Source organism: Microbulbifer sp. S227A, assembly GCF_049800935.1.
The window spans coordinates 1-14,833 of sequence record NZ_JBNAFZ010000036.1 but is presented as its reverse complement, the minus strand read 5'-3'; the positions used below and the strand labels follow the sequence as shown (position 1 = coordinate 14,833).

General features: G+C 60.3%; 21 protein-coding genes and 2 pseudogenes. 13 read left to right on the top strand and 10 right to left on the bottom strand.

Features of this window, described 5'->3' with window-relative positions; genetic code table 11:
- From ACP15R_RS27030 to ACP15R_RS27010, 5 genes are all read right to left on the bottom strand, one after another.
- Nucleotides 1-221, bottom strand: a 221-nt coding sequence (locus ACP15R_RS27030) for a 2-oxo acid dehydrogenase subunit E2 (RefSeq protein WP_424987923.1), incomplete at its 3' end; no start/stop codon positions are given.
- A complete protein-coding gene (locus ACP15R_RS27025) occupies nucleotides 218-451 on the bottom strand; it encodes a biotin/lipoyl-containing protein (RefSeq protein ID WP_424987924.1) in 234 nt (77 codons plus the stop codon). The genes ACP15R_RS27030 and ACP15R_RS27025, both read right to left, overlap by 4 nt.
- A gap of 76 nt (nucleotides 452-527) precedes the next feature.
- Nucleotides 528-1,547: an alpha-ketoacid dehydrogenase subunit beta gene (locus ACP15R_RS27020; protein WP_424987925.1), complete on the bottom strand. Its 1,020-nt coding sequence runs from the start codon at nucleotides 1,545-1,547 to the stop codon at nucleotides 528-530.
- 20 nt (nucleotides 1,548-1,567) lie between these two features.
- Nucleotides 1,568-2,557 carry a thiamine pyrophosphate-dependent dehydrogenase E1 component subunit alpha gene (locus ACP15R_RS27015; RefSeq protein WP_424987926.1) on the bottom strand — a complete coding sequence of 330 codons (990 nt, stop codon included), beginning with the start codon at nucleotides 2,555-2,557 and terminating at the stop codon, nucleotides 1,568-1,570.
- A 430-nt stretch (nucleotides 2,558-2,987) separates the two neighbouring features.
- Nucleotides 2,988-3,770 (bottom strand): IclR family transcriptional regulator, encoded by a 783-nt coding sequence (locus ACP15R_RS27010; protein WP_424988933.1) that lies wholly within the window; start codon nucleotides 3,768-3,770, stop codon nucleotides 2,988-2,990.
- A 189-nt stretch (nucleotides 3,771-3,959) separates the two neighbouring features.
- On the opposite strand from ACP15R_RS27010, the gene ACP15R_RS27005 reads away from it, so the two are divergent.
- The 8 genes from ACP15R_RS27005 (at nucleotide 3,960) to ACP15R_RS26970 (ending at nucleotide 9,645) form a co-directional block, all read left to right on the top strand.
- Nucleotides 3,960-4,796, top strand: coding sequence for a cyclase family protein (locus tag ACP15R_RS27005; RefSeq protein WP_424988932.1), 837 nt, complete (start codon nucleotides 3,960-3,962; stop codon nucleotides 4,794-4,796).
- Nucleotides 4,797-4,868: 72 nt separating this feature from the next.
- Nucleotides 4,869-5,213, top strand: coding sequence for a cupin domain-containing protein (locus ACP15R_RS27000; RefSeq protein WP_424988931.1), 345 nt, complete (start codon nucleotides 4,869-4,871; stop codon nucleotides 5,211-5,213).
- 1 nt (nucleotide 5,214) lies between these two features.
- On the top strand, nucleotides 5,215-6,012 hold the full coding sequence (locus ACP15R_RS26995; RefSeq protein WP_424988930.1) for an SDR family NAD(P)-dependent oxidoreductase: 798 nt from the start codon (nucleotides 5,215-5,217) through the stop codon (nucleotides 6,010-6,012).
- 3 nt (nucleotides 6,013-6,015) lie between these two features.
- Complete coding sequence (locus ACP15R_RS26990) at nucleotides 6,016-6,945, top strand: 3-hydroxyacyl-CoA dehydrogenase family protein (protein ID WP_424988929.1); 930 nt, start codon at nucleotides 6,016-6,018, stop codon at nucleotides 6,943-6,945.
- Nucleotides 6,946-6,988: 43 nt separating this feature from the next.
- Nucleotides 6,989-8,263 carry an ABC transporter substrate-binding protein gene (locus ACP15R_RS26985; RefSeq protein WP_424988928.1) on the top strand — a complete coding sequence of 425 codons (1,275 nt, stop codon included), beginning with the start codon at nucleotides 6,989-6,991 and terminating at the stop codon, nucleotides 8,261-8,263.
- Nucleotides 8,264-8,311: 48 nt separating this feature from the next.
- Nucleotides 8,312-8,896, top strand: coding sequence for an ATP-binding cassette domain-containing protein (locus ACP15R_RS26980; protein WP_424988927.1), 585 nt, complete (start codon nucleotides 8,312-8,314; stop codon nucleotides 8,894-8,896).
- Complete coding sequence (locus ACP15R_RS26975; protein ID WP_424988926.1) at nucleotides 8,877-9,041, top strand: hypothetical protein; 165 nt, start codon at nucleotides 8,877-8,879, stop codon at nucleotides 9,039-9,041. Before ACP15R_RS26980 ends, ACP15R_RS26975 begins: the two co-directional genes overlap by 20 nt.
- On the top strand, nucleotides 9,034-9,645 hold the full coding sequence (locus ACP15R_RS26970; protein WP_424988925.1) for an ATP-binding cassette domain-containing protein: 612 nt from the start codon (nucleotides 9,034-9,036) through the stop codon (nucleotides 9,643-9,645). The genes ACP15R_RS26975 and ACP15R_RS26970 overlap by 8 nt, the downstream gene beginning before the upstream one ends.
- Here ACP15R_RS26970 and ACP15R_RS26965 read toward each other — a convergent pair.
- Both ACP15R_RS26965 and ACP15R_RS26960 read right to left on the bottom strand, forming a co-directional pair.
- Nucleotides 9,560-10,036 (bottom strand): DUF1348 family protein, encoded by a 477-nt coding sequence (locus tag ACP15R_RS26965; protein ID WP_424988924.1) that lies wholly within the window; start codon nucleotides 10,034-10,036, stop codon nucleotides 9,560-9,562. The two genes, ACP15R_RS26970 and ACP15R_RS26965, sit on opposite strands and share 86 nt — an antisense overlap.
- Nucleotides 10,037-10,059: 23 nt before the next feature.
- A complete protein-coding gene (locus ACP15R_RS26960; protein WP_424988923.1) occupies nucleotides 10,060-10,608 on the bottom strand; it encodes a carboxymuconolactone decarboxylase family protein in 549 nt (182 codons plus the stop codon).
- 338 nt (nucleotides 10,609-10,946) lie between these two features.
- Between ACP15R_RS26960 and ACP15R_RS26955 the strand changes: the two genes are divergently transcribed.
- Complete coding sequence (locus ACP15R_RS26955; RefSeq protein ID WP_424988922.1) at nucleotides 10,947-11,678, top strand: response regulator; 732 nt, start codon at nucleotides 10,947-10,949, stop codon at nucleotides 11,676-11,678.
- Between the two features lie 168 nt (nucleotides 11,679-11,846).
- Here the strand turns inward: ACP15R_RS26955 and ACP15R_RS26950 are convergent.
- From ACP15R_RS26950 to ACP15R_RS26940, 3 genes and pseudogenes are all read right to left on the bottom strand, one after another.
- Nucleotides 11,847-11,987: pseudogene (locus tag ACP15R_RS26950) on the bottom strand (IS3 family transposase); the annotation flags it as partial.
- Nucleotides 11,988-11,993: 6 nt separating this feature from the next.
- Complete coding sequence (locus tag ACP15R_RS26945) at nucleotides 11,994-12,284, bottom strand: transposase (RefSeq protein WP_424988921.1); 291 nt, start codon at nucleotides 12,282-12,284, stop codon at nucleotides 11,994-11,996.
- A 264-nt stretch (nucleotides 12,285-12,548) separates the two neighbouring features.
- Nucleotides 12,549-12,704, bottom strand: a pseudogene (locus tag ACP15R_RS26940) (transposase); the annotation flags it as partial.
- Nucleotides 12,705-12,716: 12 nt separating this feature from the next.
- Between ACP15R_RS26940 and ACP15R_RS26935 the strand changes: the two are divergent.
- The 4 genes from ACP15R_RS26935 to tnpA all read left to right on the top strand — a co-directional run bounded on the left by ACP15R_RS26935 (nucleotide 12,717) and on the right by tnpA (nucleotide 14,800).
- A complete protein-coding gene (locus ACP15R_RS26935; RefSeq protein ID WP_424988920.1) occupies nucleotides 12,717-12,890 on the top strand; it encodes a hypothetical protein in 174 nt (57 codons plus the stop codon).
- Nucleotides 12,887-13,747 (top strand): carbohydrate ABC transporter permease, encoded by an 861-nt coding sequence (locus ACP15R_RS26930; RefSeq protein WP_424988919.1) that lies wholly within the window; start codon nucleotides 12,887-12,889, stop codon nucleotides 13,745-13,747. The genes ACP15R_RS26935 and ACP15R_RS26930 overlap by 4 nt, the downstream gene beginning before the upstream one ends.
- An 11-nt stretch (nucleotides 13,748-13,758) precedes the next feature.
- A complete protein-coding gene (locus ACP15R_RS26925) occupies nucleotides 13,759-14,337 on the top strand; it encodes an ABC transporter ATP-binding protein (protein WP_424988918.1) in 579 nt (192 codons plus the stop codon).
- A 61-nt stretch (nucleotides 14,338-14,398) separates the two neighbouring features.
- A complete protein-coding gene (tnpA, locus tag ACP15R_RS26920; RefSeq protein WP_424985241.1) occupies nucleotides 14,399-14,800 on the top strand; it encodes an IS200/IS605 family transposase in 402 nt (133 codons plus the stop codon).
- The last annotated feature ends 33 nt before the right edge of the window (nucleotides 14,801-14,833 follow it).

Genomic DNA, 14,833 nt, shown 5'->3' with positions numbered 1-14,833 from the left:
TTGGCGTCCGGGTGTTTTTTCAGCGCCCGCACCACCGCCAGCATCAGCAGGTCTTCGACCGAGACCTTGACCCCGTCATCCGCCAGCCGCGCCTTGTGCGCCAGCAGGGCCGAGGCATCGGCGCTGGCGTGATGGGTGAGCTGCGCCGCCGTTGCCAGGCTCTTGACCATGGCGTCGGCGATCATGCCGCGCATGCCCTTGAGGGGCACCACCCTGGTCATTCCACCGCCCCGATGACCGCGCCCTTGGCGACGACGGCATCGGCCTCTTCGGTGATCTTCAGCGTGCCCGAGGCGGGGGCGAGGATCTCGTATTGCACCTTGGCGGTCATGATCTCGGCGATCAGCGCGCCCTCCTGGACGCTGGCGCCGTCATCGGCAAGCCATGCGGTGATAACACATTCTTCATCTTCTTCCCATAGATCCGAGGGGATGACGATATCGGTGGCCATTTGACATTCCTTTTCTGTTCGGGGGACGCCAGGGGCGGCCCCGTTGCTTGCTTTGCCGGTGTGAGTGGCGGGAGGTTCAGGCGGCTTTCATCGCGTCCCAGGCGGCGACGATCTTGTCGGGATCGGGCAGGCAGAACTGCTCCATCACCCGCGCAAAGGGGATCGGCACATCGGGGAAGGCCACCCGTTTGGGCGCGGCCTTGAGGACCGAGATGTCATGCTCGGTGACGGATGCGATGATCTCGCCCGAGACACCGTAGGACATGTAATCCTCGTCCACCACGATCAGCCGCCCGGTTTTGGCCACCGATGCGCGGATGGTCTCGCGGTCCAGCGGCACCAGGCTGACCAGGTCCACGACCTCGGCGCTGACGCCCTGGGCCTCCAGCGTCCTGGCCGCCTTGAGGGCATTGTGAACCCCCATGCCCAGGCTGACGATGGTCACGTCCTTGCCCTCGCGCACGACCTTGGCCTTGCCGATCTCGACGGTATAGCTCTCTTCGGGAACATGCACGGTGGCCCCGGCCTCGGTGCCCAGCCAGCCCATGCCCTGCAGCCCCTTGTGATACATGTAGACCACCGGGCTGTCGTCGCGCATCGCCGCGGTCATCAGGCCCTTGGCGTCATAGGCGTTGGACGGCGCGACCACCTTCATGCCGGGCAGGTGCGCAAAGGTGCCATAGACACATTGCGAATGCTGTCCCGCATCCGAATAGCCGCCCCCCGTCGAGGTCATCAGCACCATCGGCACCTTGAACTTGCCGCCGGAAAAATAGGTGTTCTTGGCCATCAGGTTATAGATCGCGTCAAAACACACGCCAAAGAAATCCACGAACATCAGCTCGACAACCGGGCGCATCCCGTCCTGCGCCGCACCCACGGCGGCGCCGATGAACGCGGTTTCCGAGATCGGCGTGTCGCGGATGCGCTCGGCGCCGAACTCTTCGATCAGCCCCCGCGTGTTGCCGTAAACCCCGCCCAGCGGGCCGATATCCTCGCCCATGACAAACACGTCCGGGTCGATGCGCATCTCCTGGGCCACGGCCTCGGCCATGGCGCGCGCGATGGTCAGTTTTCTTTCATTCGACTTGGTCATTGTGGTTTCCTCCCAGACAGTTACGCGGCAAAGACACGGGTGAGCGCATCCTCGGGCGCGGGGTCGGCGCTGTTGCGGGCAAAGGCGATGGCCGCCTCGACCCGCGCCGCCGCTGCCGCCTCGATCCCGTCGAGCTCGTCGGCGCTGGCGGCACCATCCGCGAGCATCCGCGCCCGCATCGCCGGGATCGGGTCCTTTTCAAACAGCGCGTCCTTTTCCCCCTCGGGCCGATAGCCCTCGGCGTCGCCCATGAAATGCCCGGCCAGCCGGTAGGTCTCGACCTCCAGCAGCGTTGGCCCTTCGCCGGCGCGGGCACGGGCAATCGCCTCGCCCGCCGCCTGGTGGATCGCGTAGGGATCATTGCCCTCGATCCGCCTGCCGGGGATGCCATAGGCCGCCGCGCGCTCCGCGTTGTTGGCCACCGCGCTCGAGGTCTCCTTGGCCACCGAGATGCCCCAGGCGTTGTCCTCGATGACGCAGACAAAGGGCAGGTTCCACACCGCGGCCAGGTTCATCGCCTCGTGCCAGCCGCCCTGGTTCACCGCGCCCTCGCCGACAAAGGCCACGGCGACGCCGGGCAGGCCCCGCATCTTGCGCGACAATGCCGCCCCCACGGCGGGGCCCATGCCCTGGGCGATGATCCCCGAACAGGCAAAGTTCACGTCGGCGTCAAAGATATGCATATGGCCGCCGCGCCCGCCGGACAGGCCGGTGGCCTTGCCAAAGATCTCGGCCGCCATCCGGTCAAGGTCGACGCCCTTGGCGATGGCCTGGTGATGCGGGCGGTGGGTGGCCGTGACCACGTCCTCGGGAGTCAGGTGCGCGCAGACCCCCACCGCCACCGGCTCCTGCCCGTCAGACAGGTGCATCTCGCCGGGGATCGGGCCGTTCGCCATGTTGAAAACCGGTGTCTTTCCCTCAAAGTAAATCCTGGCAATGGCCTCTTCGAACCGCCGGCTCGTGACCATGTTGCGATACATCCAATGCTGCTCATCCCGCGTCGGTGACATGCAATCTCCTCCCTGCTGCAATGCAATCTCATCCACCCAACGATGCCCCCCACAAACAGACCCACACAACGCACCATCCAAAGCCAAAACAAACCAAACAAAAAACCGTCTCAATCCGAGACAAATCGATACATTCTGGGACACAGGATGATGCGGTTTCGGGTCTGAGCGTTGCACCCCGGGCGGGCCATCGCATGGGCGGGATGGGAGGAGCGGCAGTGACGGAATCGCCACATGAGGCGCAGTTGCCCGTGTTCTCGCGAGAGGATCAACCAGCGGTCATGTGTCTTTGACCGGGTCGTCAGGATGTCTGGCCGTGCCCGATGTGCCGGTCCTGTTCATTGCCGGTCAGCCGAAAACACCCATTCACCGGACCATGCCACGCGGGAGCGGCACAATCCTGTTGTTGCATCGCCCCCGTTCGGCGCGCTTAGCTGAAGGTCCGCTGAATATTGGCGACGGTTTCTTCCAGCGCGGATTCGATCGTCTTTCTTTGCTGGGCAAACCGTGTCGACGGGACGGGTACGGAAATCGCATGAAGTTCGCCGCCCCAATCGGTAAATGAAAAACCGATCGCCGATATGCCCGTGGAATGCTGATCCAGGTCATAGGCCAAGCCGGTTTCGCGGATCTGCTCCAGCTCTTTGAGAAAGGCGGTTCTGTCCATCTGAACGTCATTGCGGGACCATTCGTTCTCGATCAGCTTGATGGCCTCGTCTTGGGGCAGGGCGGCGAGGCAGGCCTTGCCGTTTGCAGTGGTGGTGAGCGGGAACACCTCGCCGACGCGTGAAACCGTGGTCAGGCGGTGAATGCCCGGCACCTGATCGAGGAAAACCATGCCAATACCGCGCAGCGCAGCCAGATCGGTGGTCTCTCCGGTCTTTTGGGTCAGCTCATTCAGCAAAAGGCGGCAATGCTCGACAATGTTGAACTGCGCGGCGCCGGACAGGGCATTGAGCTCGGGCCCAAGCCGCAGCCCGTTGCCGCTCGCGTCGTGAATGACGAATCCTTCTTCGGCGAGCGCACCCGTGATTCTCTGTACCGTTGAGCGCGGAAGGTCGACACGGCCCGCGATCTTTCCAAGGCTCAACCCGGTTTGATCTTCGCGAAGAACCCGAAGGATCGATGCGGCACGAGAGATGACCTGAATGCTGCCACGTTCATTTTTTTCTTTCTTATCAGCCATCACAGCTCTCCGGGTTTGTGATTTCACGATCTGATCGGGGCATGTTCGCCACCAAACTAATGTCCCGCAATGCGGTACATGTCAATTGGATGGTGATTTTTTTCTTGACCACAATACGGTGCATATGCATCACTATACGGGACAGGTGGGAGGAGCCATCCTGACAAACTGAAACCAGCAACGCCGGATTTCCGGCGAATAAAGGAGTTGTGCCAAATGGTTGAAATCCGCGGCATCGAGTTCCAGGGGAACACTGACAATGACATGGGGCTGGAGTTCTACAATCTCAGCCATCGCTTCGGGTTCCAGAATCCCAACTGGCCCTATTTTCAGGATACCAAGATCGAGCGTATCCATTACATGGCGAAATCCGGGGTGCTGAGCCAACGCATCACCACCACCATGCACGCCACCACCCATATCGACGCCCCCGCCCATGTGGTGCAGGGCACGCCGTTTATCGACGAAGTGCCGTTGCCGCATTTCTTTGGCACCGGCCTGGTGGTGTCGATCCCCAAGAAGAAATGGGAGCCGATCACCGGCGAAGACCTGGAAAAGGCCTGTGGCCATGCGATCCGCAAGGGTGACGTTCTGATCATCAACACCGGCTGGCATCATGATTACGAGGATGGCGATTACTTTGCGTATTGCCCCGGCCTCGTGTCTTCGGCGGCGGAATGGATGGTGGAAAAGGGCGTCAAGGTCGTCGGCCATGACACCCAAGCCAACGATCACCCGCTGGCCACCGCCATTGGCCCGCAACGCAACGGCCCGCTGTTGCCGCATCTTGAGGAAGAATACCGCGAATGGTCCGGCGGCAATGATTGGAAAGACGACTTTCCGGAATGGGAACCTGTCCACAACATCCTGTTCAAGAACGGTATTCTCGGCATCGAGAATGTCGGCGGCGACCTGGACGCGGTGAGCGGCAAGCGCTGTACCTTTGCGTTCTTCCCCTGGAACTGGGATCGCGGCGATGGCTGTATCATCCGCCTCGTGGCGATGATCGACAAGTCGCAAAACTTCCGCATCGATGACGGTGCCGAATTCTGAGTTCTCCCCGACGGGTCGCCGGGAAATCGGCGGCCTGTTTTTCCCGAAACAGCCCGGTCGGAGGATTTCACCATGCATGTGAAACGCTTTGAAGACGCGCAAGCCTACGAGGCCCCGAACCATTTCGGGTGTTACGGGCTGCGCCTGCAGGGGTTCGAAACGGATGGGCCCACCAATCAATGGATCGGGTTCAGCCAGTTTCTGCCCGGTGGTGGTGCGGGTCCCGACTCCACCCCGTTCGAAAAGGTCTATGTGGTGCTTGAGGGCGAAATGACCCTGACCATTGACGGCAAGGTCACCACGCTTGGTCCGCTGGACAGCTGCACCATCCCGCCCGGCGAGGCGCGGCTTTTGGAAAACCGATCAAACCTGACCAGCAAGATGCTGGTGGTCATGCCTTATCCCCCGGAGAATTGAAATGAATGTAATGGTAAACCCGCTTTCGATGTTCGACGTGCGCGGCGACGTCGCCCTGATCACCGGTGCGTCGGGGGCATTTGGCATGGTCGCGGCCCGCATTCTGGCCGGTGCCGGTTGCAAGCTGGTGCTGGTGGCTGGAAACCAGGCCGCACTTGACGAGATCAGCGACGAATGCCGTGGCATGGGCGCTGAAGTCACCGCGATCAACACGCGGCCGGTGGACGAGGATACCTGTGAGGGGCTGGTTCAGCAGGCGGTCCAGGCCTATGGGCGGCTGGACATCCTCGTCGTTGCATCGGGCATGAACAAGGTCGCCCTTATCAACGACATGGCGCCCGGCACGTTCCAGTCCGTCATGGATGCGAACGTGACCCAAAGCTGGCTGCTGGCGCGGGCCGCCGCGGGCCGGATGAAAGCCCAGGGCGAAGGCGGCAAGATCGTTCTTGTATCTTCGGCGCGCGGGCTTTTGGGGCACCCGGCAGGGTACACCGCCTATTGTGCCTCCAAGGCGGCGACGGACGGGATCGTCAAGGCGCTTGGCTGTGAACTTGGACCGACCGGTATCACCGTCAATGCCATTGCCCCCACCGTGTTCCGTTCACCGCTCACGGCCTGGATGTTCGAAGACACGGACGAGGCCAAAGCGGTTCGGGACGGCTTTTTGACCCGTGTGCCCAAGGGGCGGTTGGGCGAGCCCGAGGATCTGGCCGGGCCATTGTTGTTCCTCGCCTCGAAGGCGTCGGATTTTTACACCGGGCATATTCTGTATGCCGATGGCGGATACACGGCGGGCTGAACGATGGTAGCGAAAAAACAACAAATCGCCGTCATCGGCGCGGGCCTGATGGGGCATGGAATTGCCCTGACGCTGGCACGGGCCGGGCAGTATGTGGCCATCACCGATCCGTTCGAAGAGGCGCGCAACACGGTGTCCGCCCGGATGCGGGCCAGCATGGTCGCGATGGGCGACAAGGAAACAGCCATTGCCGAGGCGCTCAAGAAGATCGAGATTTTCCCGAGTACTGCCGGGGCCGTCGCGCGGGCGAATGTGGTGTTCGAAGCCGCACCCGAGAAGCTGCCGCTGAAACAGAAGATCTTTGCCGAAGTCGAAGAACACGCGCCCGACTCCTGTATCCTGGCGTCCAATACCAGCGTCATGCCGATCACCCAGATCATGTCCGGCCTGCGGCTCAGGCACCGGGCGGTCGGAACCCATTGGTGGAACCCGCCGCACATGATCCCGCTGGTTGAGGTGATCAAGACCGAATGGACGGATCCGGTGGTGGCGCAGACCATGTACGACCTGCTGGAGGACGCGGGCAAGACACCTGTCATGGTCGAAAAGGACGTGCCGGGCTTCATCGGCAACCGGTTGCAACATGCGCTTTGGCGCGAGGCGGTGAGCCTTGTTGAAAACGGGATCTGCGCCGCGGAAGACGTGGATACCGTGGTCAAATCCTGTTTCGGACGCCGCCTGGCGGTGCTTGGTCCGCTCGAAAACGCCGACCTGGTGGGAACGGATCTGACGCTCGATATCCATGAAAACGTCCTGCATGACATCGAAGCGCGCCAAGGCCCGTCGCCTTATCTGCAAAAGCTGGTGGCGGACGGCAAGCTGGGCATGAAGTCCGGCGAAGGTTTTCGCAAATGGACCCAAGCCGAGGCGCAGGACGTGCGCGACCGTGTTGCCAGGCATCTGAACAGGTTGGACGGAATTCTGCTCGACTGAGCAACGCCCGGGCGGGGAGGCCAGGGCAGATAGGGAGGAAACCATGACACAGAATTCACGCAACCGCAGGTCATTCCTGTTGGGAACTGGCGCACTGCTTGCCGCTCCGGCCATCTTGACGGGCACCCGTGCCTATGCGGCCAACCCGACCTTGCGCGTTGGTCATGTCAGCCCGCGCACCGGGCCGCTCGCCGGTTTTGCCGAGGCCGACGACCATGTGCTGGCGGGGATCGAAAGCGCCTTTGCCGGTGGCATCGAGAACAACGGCAAACGCTGGAATATCGAGATCCTGTCCAAGGACAGCCAGTCCAACCCCAACCGCGCCGCGGAAGTCGCCGCCGACCTGATCCTTGGCGAGGAAGTGGATATCATCGTTGCCGCATCGACGCCTGACACGGTCAACCCGGTCAGCGATCAGGCCGAGGTGAACGAGGTTCCCTGCATCACCACCGATTGCCCCTGGCAGCCCTATTTCTTTGGCCGCAACGGTGTTCCCGGTGAGGGGTTCGTGTCGACCTATCATTTCTTCTGGGGGCTGGAGGACGTGATCGGCGCCTTTCTCGACATGTGGGGCAAATCCGGCGTGGCCAGAACCGTGGGCGGATTGTTCCCGAACGATGCCGATGGAAATGCCTGGGGGCATCCCGAACTCGGGCTGCCAAAACCCCTGGCAGAAGCCGGGTACACGCTGGTCGATCCGGGCAGGTATCAGCCGCCTTCGGATGACTTTTCAAACTATATCGCCGCCTTCAAGGATGCCGGCTGCGAGATCGTTACCGGCAACATGATCCCGCCGGATTTCGCGACCTTCTGGGCGCAGGCCGCGCAGCAGGGGTTTTTCCCAAAGGTTGTCAGCATCGGCAAGGCGCTGCTTTTCCCGTCGGTCCTCGGGTCGCTGGGCGAGCGTGGCGACGGGCTGACATCCGAACTGTGGTGGTCGCCCAGCCATCCCTTTGCGTCTTCGCTGACCGGCGAGTCGTCTAATGATCTGGCGGCGGGATACATGGCGGCGTCGGGCCGCCCCTGGACCCAGCCGATCGGCTTCAAGCACGCCCTGTTCGAAGTCGTGGCCGATGTGGTCCGGCGCGCAGAGGACCTCGAGGATTACGAGGCCATAACGGCGGCAATTCCCGCCACCAACCTGGACACCATCGTTGGCAATGTGAGCTGGTCCAACGGGCCGATCAACAACGTGACCAAGACACCCTTGGTTGCGGGGCAATGGCAGAAGGAAGGCGACGCCTTTGACCTGAAGATCGTTGCTAATTCGGCGGCACCGGAGATTCCGCTTACCGCCGAGCTGAAGTTGCTCGGGTGATGCAAGCGCAGGGCGCAACCTGGCCGCCTGCTTCGAGGAGAGACCTGAATGAACGCCATTCTGAAACTTGACAACCTCTGCAAAGCCTATGGTGCCGTCACGGTTGCCGACGGCCAGAGCTATGAGGTGTCCGAGGGCGAGGCCCTGGGGGTGATCGGTCCAAACGGTGCCGGCAAGACCACCATGTTCAACCTGATCACCGGCACGGTCGTGCCCGACAGCGGAACGGTGCATTTTGCCGGGCAGGATGTCACCGGCTGGAGCGCGGCTAAACGCAGCCATTCGGGCATCGCCCGGTCCTTTCAGGTGCCGCAGCCGTTTTCCCACATGACCGTGTTTGAAAACGCCATGGTCGCGGCGACGCAATCTGCCGGGCTGCACGGGGCCGGGGCCGAACGGCTTTGCCTTGAGGTTCTTGAGCAGACCGGGCTGCTGGAGCGCGCCAACACGCAGGCCGGGCAGCTGACCCTGCTGGGCCGCAAGCGGCTGGAACTGACTCGGGCGCTCTGTGCCCTGCCCCGGCTGCTGCTGCTGGATGAAATCGCGGGGGGGGCTGACCGAAGCCGAATGCACCGCGCTGGTTCAGACGATCAAGGACATTCATGCCAGCGGCGTGACGATCATCTGGATTGAACATGTGGTGCATGCGCTGCTTGCCGTGGTCGACCGGCTGATCGTGATCGACTTTGGCAAGAAGATCGCCGAGGGCGACCCGCAGGCCATCATGGACAGCCCCGAAGTCAGGGAAATCTACCTGGGGATCGAAGCGGATGCCTGAACCAATTCTGCAAATACGCGGGCTTGATGCCCATTACGGCGACTTCCAGGCGCTCTACGGGATCGATATGGAGGTCTGCAAAGGCGAGGTTCTCGCAATCATCGGGGCCAATGGCGCGGGCAAGACCACGCTGATGCGGTCGATAACCGGATTGTTGAGCAATGGGCCCGGCCAGATCCGGTATCACGGTGAAGACATCAGCGGCCTGCGGGCGGACCAGGTGGCGGCGCGTGGCCTGGCGATGGTGCCAGAGGGCCGGCAGCTGTTTGCATCGCTTACAGCCGAAAGTTCTGAACATGATCGGGCGCGCCCGAGCGCCCTCGTTCGTTCCATTGACAAACGGCCAACGGCAAGTGAAATGCCGTTGGCCGGATGCACGTTTGTGTTTGACGCCCCAAGAGGTGACGGGCCTCGGAAACATGACCCAGGGCGTGGATCCGCAGATGCGTCCGGTTTGCGGGGCCTGTCCCCGGACAGCTGTCCGTACCGCTCGTCCTTGGGGATGGCATGCGGTTGGGTCAGAACCCGAAATCGCTCAGCTCCGGGTGATCGTCGGGACGCCGCCCCAATGGCCAACGGAATTTCCGATCCTCTTCGCGAATAGGCTGTTCATTGATCGAGGCGTGGCGGTGCGCCATATAGCCGTTCTCGTCGAATTCCCAGTTTTCGTTGCCATAGGCGCGAAACCAGTTGCCGCTGTCATCGTGGTATTCATAGGCATATCGCACCGCGATGCGATTGCCGTCAAAGGCCCACAATTCCTTGATCAGGCGATAGTCCAGTTCTTTGTCCCATTTGCGGGTCAGGAACGCTTGGATCTCCTCGCGGCCTTGGGGAAATTCGGCACGGTTGCGCCATTTGCTGTCTGGCGTATAGGCCAGCGCGACCTTGGCGGGGTTGCGCGTGTTCCAGCCGTCCTCGGCAAGGCGGACCTTTTCGCGGGCGGTGCTCTCGGTAAAGGGCGGCAGGGGGTGGCGGGGGGCGTCTTGGGTCATTGGCTTGTCCTTGGCGGATGTGGTTATGCGGCGGCAGTTTCGACGGCAGGAAAGTCGATATCGGTCTTGAACACCTCGTTGACGTAGTTGGTCAGGACATTCAGCGCGATAAGCCCGATGATCTCGACAATTTCCGCGTCGGAATATCCCGCCGCCCGAACCCCGGATATGTCGCTTTCACTGACATTTCCCCTGGAGGTGGCAACCTTGACGGCAAAGGACACGGCCGCGTGGGCCTTGGCATCCGTGGAGGCCCCGGCTCGGTTTGCCGAGAGTTCCGCGTCGTCGAGCTTGTTCAGCGTCTTTGCCAGGAAGGTATGCGCGGCGTTGCAGTAATCGCAGCCATTGGTCTTGGCGATCGCCAAGGCGATGCGTTCGCGGGTCGCCGTGCTCAGCTTGCCCTTGGAAAGCGCTCCGTTCAGGCCAAGATAACCTTCAAGCGCCTCGGGGCTGGTCGCCATGAGGCGGAACAGGTTGGGGACCGATCCCAGGTTCTGTTCAACAGACCGAAGCAACGGCTGTGACTTTTCCGGTGCCTCGGAAATGGTGGCTGGGGTTGGGATACGGCTCATTTTCTGGTCCTCGCTTTCAGATTGCGTCGCCATGCGACTGGTTCATGAGCCAAGTTAATCAAGCTGTGTGGGGTAAATAATGCCGATCCCCTGAAAGTCATTATTTTGTATCTGGCAATAATGCCTGGCTACGGCGCCAGCCGGGCGGCATGTTCTGACCTCTGACTGGCGATTGACGCCCCAGTTCTCGGATTAAATGAAAATAAACATGTGCCAGCTATCCCATGCAGGAGGACGAGAAAACAGCCACTGGAACGTAAACTGCTAGAAGTTGGCCCTGGATTGTAACTGCTGCCTGACTGAGGAGCGCTTTAGGTTCAGAATAGGAGATGCTCGCGATGAATAGACTTGTAAACAAGGGCGCAGGCACGTCAGAGTTCTGCCTTAACGACAGTCTCGAACTCGCGGGCCGAATGCAGGCGGATCGCCCTCTGAGTATTCTTACTCTGGATGATGACAGGCTTGACCGGCTGCGGTTGATCCGTACCTGCAAGAAAGCGGGGCTTCAGTGCGAAGTTGATGAAGCTGCCAGCCTTGGCGAATTGCGGACAAGCCTGGACAGCACCTGCTACGACGTGATCTTCATTGATCACAAGCTGGGCTTGGACAATGGTATTGATGCCTTGCGCATCATTCTGGCCCATGAAGAACAGGTCAACGCGATCCCGATCATGGTCACAAGTGTCACTGCGCATAGTATTGCAGTGGAGGCCATGCGCATTGGGTGTGCTGACTACCTTGTGAAAGAAGAACTGACAGTGTCCGCATTGGCAAAATCCATCACCTCGGCGATCGAGCGTCGGGTGGTTTTTGCTGAAATCGCTGGCGCCCGAGCGCTGGAGCGTGAATTGAAGGGAATTGTAACGAGATTTCTGAGCACTTGCGGCCCCGAGATGCGGGCAATTCTGAGCAACACCATCAAGACCTTGCGCGGGCTGAAAGCGATGAACCGGAACTCTGATCAGATTGATCCGGCGGTGCTGTCCGATTTCACGCTTCTGGAGAGAGGCTGCTTTGATCTGACATCGTTTGTCGATGACCTGGAAAGCGTCGTGCATCGCCTGCGGTGATGCGCCGCCTGCTGACTGCAAAAGCGCAACGCAGAAGTTGATGCCGCAGCCGGGGATATCAGCCGGGATTTGGCAGTCATGTTCGACGGGCACTTCAATGCGTGACCGTATCTGAAACCCGCATGGGCCTGAACCGCCCCGGCTTTACCGGAGGTTGAATGCTCCGTTTCAGGCGACCTTGTCGAACTCGTTGCACCGTTCATAGAACTTCTCCGCGGTCTCTGCTGGCGGGATGTTCCCGATGGATTGTAGCAGGCGGCGGTTGTTGAACCAGTCGACCCATTTCAGTGTTCCCCATTCGACGGCATCGGCGGTTCAACTGGCGGGTAACGGCCCGGCACCGTTAACCGGCACATCTCTCTTCTCCCGGAGCATGCGGTTCTCTTTCCGCAACTCCGCAATCTCGCGTTCGAGATCGGACTGGATCGTCGGTTTCTCGAGGTTCCGATAATCCGGCTGGATCCAGCGGTTCAGCGTTGAGAAGCCGTCCCCGAAGCCGGACGCTACCTGCCAGCGCGGCAAGCCGCGCGCCAACGCTAGCCGCACTGCTTCGGCACGGAATTCTTCGTTTGGCCTTGTTGCGCTCTGTCTTCTCCATTGCGGCACGATACCTGGTCAAAGGAGCGGAAAAATCCCGGAACAGGTCCATTCAGGCCGGGCTTCACGTTTTATTATTCAGGTTACGAGTAGCCTGAATTGTCGAAGGTCAATAGCGGTTCCGAGGTGAAAATGAAGAACGGAAAAGATCTGAGTTCTCCGGCAGGGCGAATTTCCGCAATCCACGTTGTTATTGTCGGCCTGTCACTGACAATGACGGTCAGTGCCTGGCTCTATTCGAAACATCAGATCGACAGCCTCCTGATCGCTCACGCGCTGCGGCTTCGAGAATTTGGCCATCCAAGTGTAGAGCGACTTCGTGCTGATCCCGAGCCGTTCAGCCACCTCCTTGACCGAATACCCGCGCTCCGTGACCTGCGCCACCGCGTCGATCTTAAACTCATCTGAATAGCGAATTTGCCCTGACATCTGCATCGTCCTTTGCTTCCAAAATTACCAAGCAAAGCGTTTACAAATCTAGGGGCACCTCACTTCGATCTCGGCTACGGCTCTGCCCTGTCGTGGCTCACGCTGATCATCGTTCTCGTCGTCGTCCTGCTGTTTGTGCGTCTGACCGGCTTCATGAAGCTGGTGGCGGACAAGGAAAATCGTTGAGCGAAGGGGTCATCATGTCCAAACCAAATACTCTGCGTCCGGTGCTCAAGGGGCTCGGCGCCTATGCTCTCGCTATCCTTGCGACGCTGTTCTTCGCGTTCCCCGTCTTCTGGATGGCATCGTCGTCGCTGAAGAGCGAGCTTGATATCTCGCAATATCCGCCTGTGTTTACGTCGTTCGAGCCATCTTTGGTCAACTACGCCGAGCTGTTCACCCAGCTCGACGCGCTCGACGCCTTCATCAACTCGGCGGTCATCGTCGCAATGGCTACGTCTCTTGCCATGATCTGCGGAACGATGGCGGCCTACGCGCTGGCGCGCTTCGACATGAAGGGCAAGGAGGTGATGGCGTTCGAAGTGCTCTCGATCCGCATGTTGCCTCCTATCGTGAGCGTCATCCCGATGTTCATCATCGCGCGGACGCTGGGGATCTTCGATACCTACTGGCTTCTTGCAGCTGCCTACGGGCTTGCGGGTCTACCGTTCGTTGTCTGGGTCATGCGGGTATTCATCCAGGACATTCCGCAGTCGATCGAAGAAGCCGCGATGATCGATGGCTGCTCCCGTTTCGAGACTTTCAGGAGGGTCACGCTCCCGCTTCTGCTTCCCGGACTGGCAGCGACCATGGTGATCGTCTTCATGTTCTCGTGGAACGAGTTTCTGCTCGCCTCGATGCTGACTTCGCAAGAGGCAAAAACGCTTCCCGTCATCGCAGCCAACGCAATCAAACCGAAATCCATCGCATGGGGCCTCGCCTCGGCGGCGGGCGTGATGATGTCGCTTCCGGTCGTCGTGCTCGTCCTGCTCATGCAACGCTACCTCGTGCGCGGCCTCACTCTTGGCGCCGTGAAAGGCTGAAAGGACTAACAATGGGTATCCAGATCAAGAACCTCGTCAAACGTTTCGGCTCGCTCACCGTGGTGAACGACATCTCGGTCGATATCAAGGATGGCGAATTTTTCACCCTGCTGGGCTCTTCGGGCTGCGGCAAAACCACGACACTGCGCATGATCGCAGGTCTTGAGACACCGTCCGAAGGCAAAGTCCTCATCCATGGCAAAGACGTGACCTACGCAGAGCCGCGACATCGCGACATCGCAATGGCCTTTCAGGACTACGGCCTATATCCGAACATGTCGGTCTTCGAAAACATTGAATTCCCGCTGAAAATTCGCAAGCTGCCCGAGGCTGAGCGCCGGAAGAAGGTCGAAGAGACCGCGGGCACCCTTGGGATCGGCGACTACCTCGGCCGCAAGCCAGCGCAGATGTCAGGCGGCCAGCGCCAAGCGGAAGCCTTTCAGGCGCGGCATGGACGATGGCGTTCTCATCCCAATTCCTGTAGCAGGAGCTTCACGCAGCAACAACTTGGCAATGCCCCATTTACTTTCCATCTAACGGATCGAAGCCACCGGCTTCCAGCCGGTCCGCTTCAGCGAATCTTCTGCTGATCTCTCCTCCTGAAATTTGAAGCCCGCTGAGGCGGTAAGGCTTCAAATTTCAGGAGGAGAGATCATGCGCTACTCGGCATCCGCGCACACGCGATTTTACCACAGATTCCATGTCGTATGGGCCACAAAGTATAGGTACAAAGTTCTACGGGGACGGATGCGCGCGCGTATCCGGGAGATCATCATGCAGACCTGCAATGAGATGGGGGTACATATTGTGCGCGGCGTTTTGGCGCGAGATCACGTGCATATGTTTCTGTCGATCCCGCCCAAGCTATCGCTGTCTGGTGTCATGCAGCGCATCAAAGGCCGATCATCGCGCCGCATCCAGATAGAGTTCCCAGAGTTGCGCAAGCGCTACTGGGGCAGGCGGTTCTGGGCCCGTGGCTACTTCTCCACCACGTCTGGGAATGTCACCGACGATATCATCCTGCAGTATCTGGAATTACATTCCTCCAAATGATGCCACCGGCGTCAGCCGGTGGGTCGTTCACTG

What these genes read in the sequence shown, in the direction of transcription:
- ACP15R_RS27025 (WP_424987924.1), bottom strand. Translation starts at nt 451, where the DNA reads ATGGCCACCGATATCGTCATCCCCTCGGATCTATGGGAAGAAGATGAA.
- ACP15R_RS27020 (WP_424987925.1), bottom strand. Translation starts at nt 1,547, where the DNA reads ATGACCAAGTCGAATGAAAGAAAACTGACCATCGCGCGCGCCATGGCC.
- ACP15R_RS27015 (WP_424987926.1), bottom strand. Translation starts at nt 2,557, where the DNA reads ATGTCACCGACGCGGGATGAGCAGCATTGGATGTATCGCAACATGGTC.
- ACP15R_RS27005 (WP_424988932.1), top strand. Translation starts at nt 3,960, where the DNA reads ATGGTTGAAATCCGCGGCATCGAGTTCCAGGGGAACACTGACAATGAC.
- ACP15R_RS27000 (WP_424988931.1), top strand. Translation starts at nt 4,869, where the DNA reads ATGCATGTGAAACGCTTTGAAGACGCGCAAGCCTACGAGGCCCCGAAC.
- ACP15R_RS26995 (WP_424988930.1), top strand. Translation starts at nt 5,215, where the DNA reads ATGAATGTAATGGTAAACCCGCTTTCGATGTTCGACGTGCGCGGCGAC.
- ACP15R_RS26990 (WP_424988929.1), top strand. Translation starts at nt 6,016, where the DNA reads ATGGTAGCGAAAAAACAACAAATCGCCGTCATCGGCGCGGGCCTGATG.
- ACP15R_RS26985 (WP_424988928.1), top strand. Translation starts at nt 6,989, where the DNA reads ATGACACAGAATTCACGCAACCGCAGGTCATTCCTGTTGGGAACTGGC.
- ACP15R_RS26980 (WP_424988927.1), top strand. Translation starts at nt 8,312, where the DNA reads ATGAACGCCATTCTGAAACTTGACAACCTCTGCAAAGCCTATGGTGCC.
- ACP15R_RS26970 (WP_424988925.1), top strand. Translation starts at nt 9,034, where the DNA reads ATGCCTGAACCAATTCTGCAAATACGCGGGCTTGATGCCCATTACGGC.
- ACP15R_RS26965 (WP_424988924.1), bottom strand. Translation starts at nt 10,036, where the DNA reads ATGACCCAAGACGCCCCCCGCCACCCCCTGCCGCCCTTTACCGAGAGC.
- ACP15R_RS26960 (WP_424988923.1), bottom strand. Translation starts at nt 10,608, where the DNA reads ATGAGCCGTATCCCAACCCCAGCCACCATTTCCGAGGCACCGGAAAAG.
- ACP15R_RS26955 (WP_424988922.1), top strand. Translation starts at nt 10,947, where the DNA reads ATGAATAGACTTGTAAACAAGGGCGCAGGCACGTCAGAGTTCTGCCTT.
- ACP15R_RS26925 (WP_424988918.1), top strand. Translation starts at nt 13,759, where the DNA reads ATGGGTATCCAGATCAAGAACCTCGTCAAACGTTTCGGCTCGCTCACC.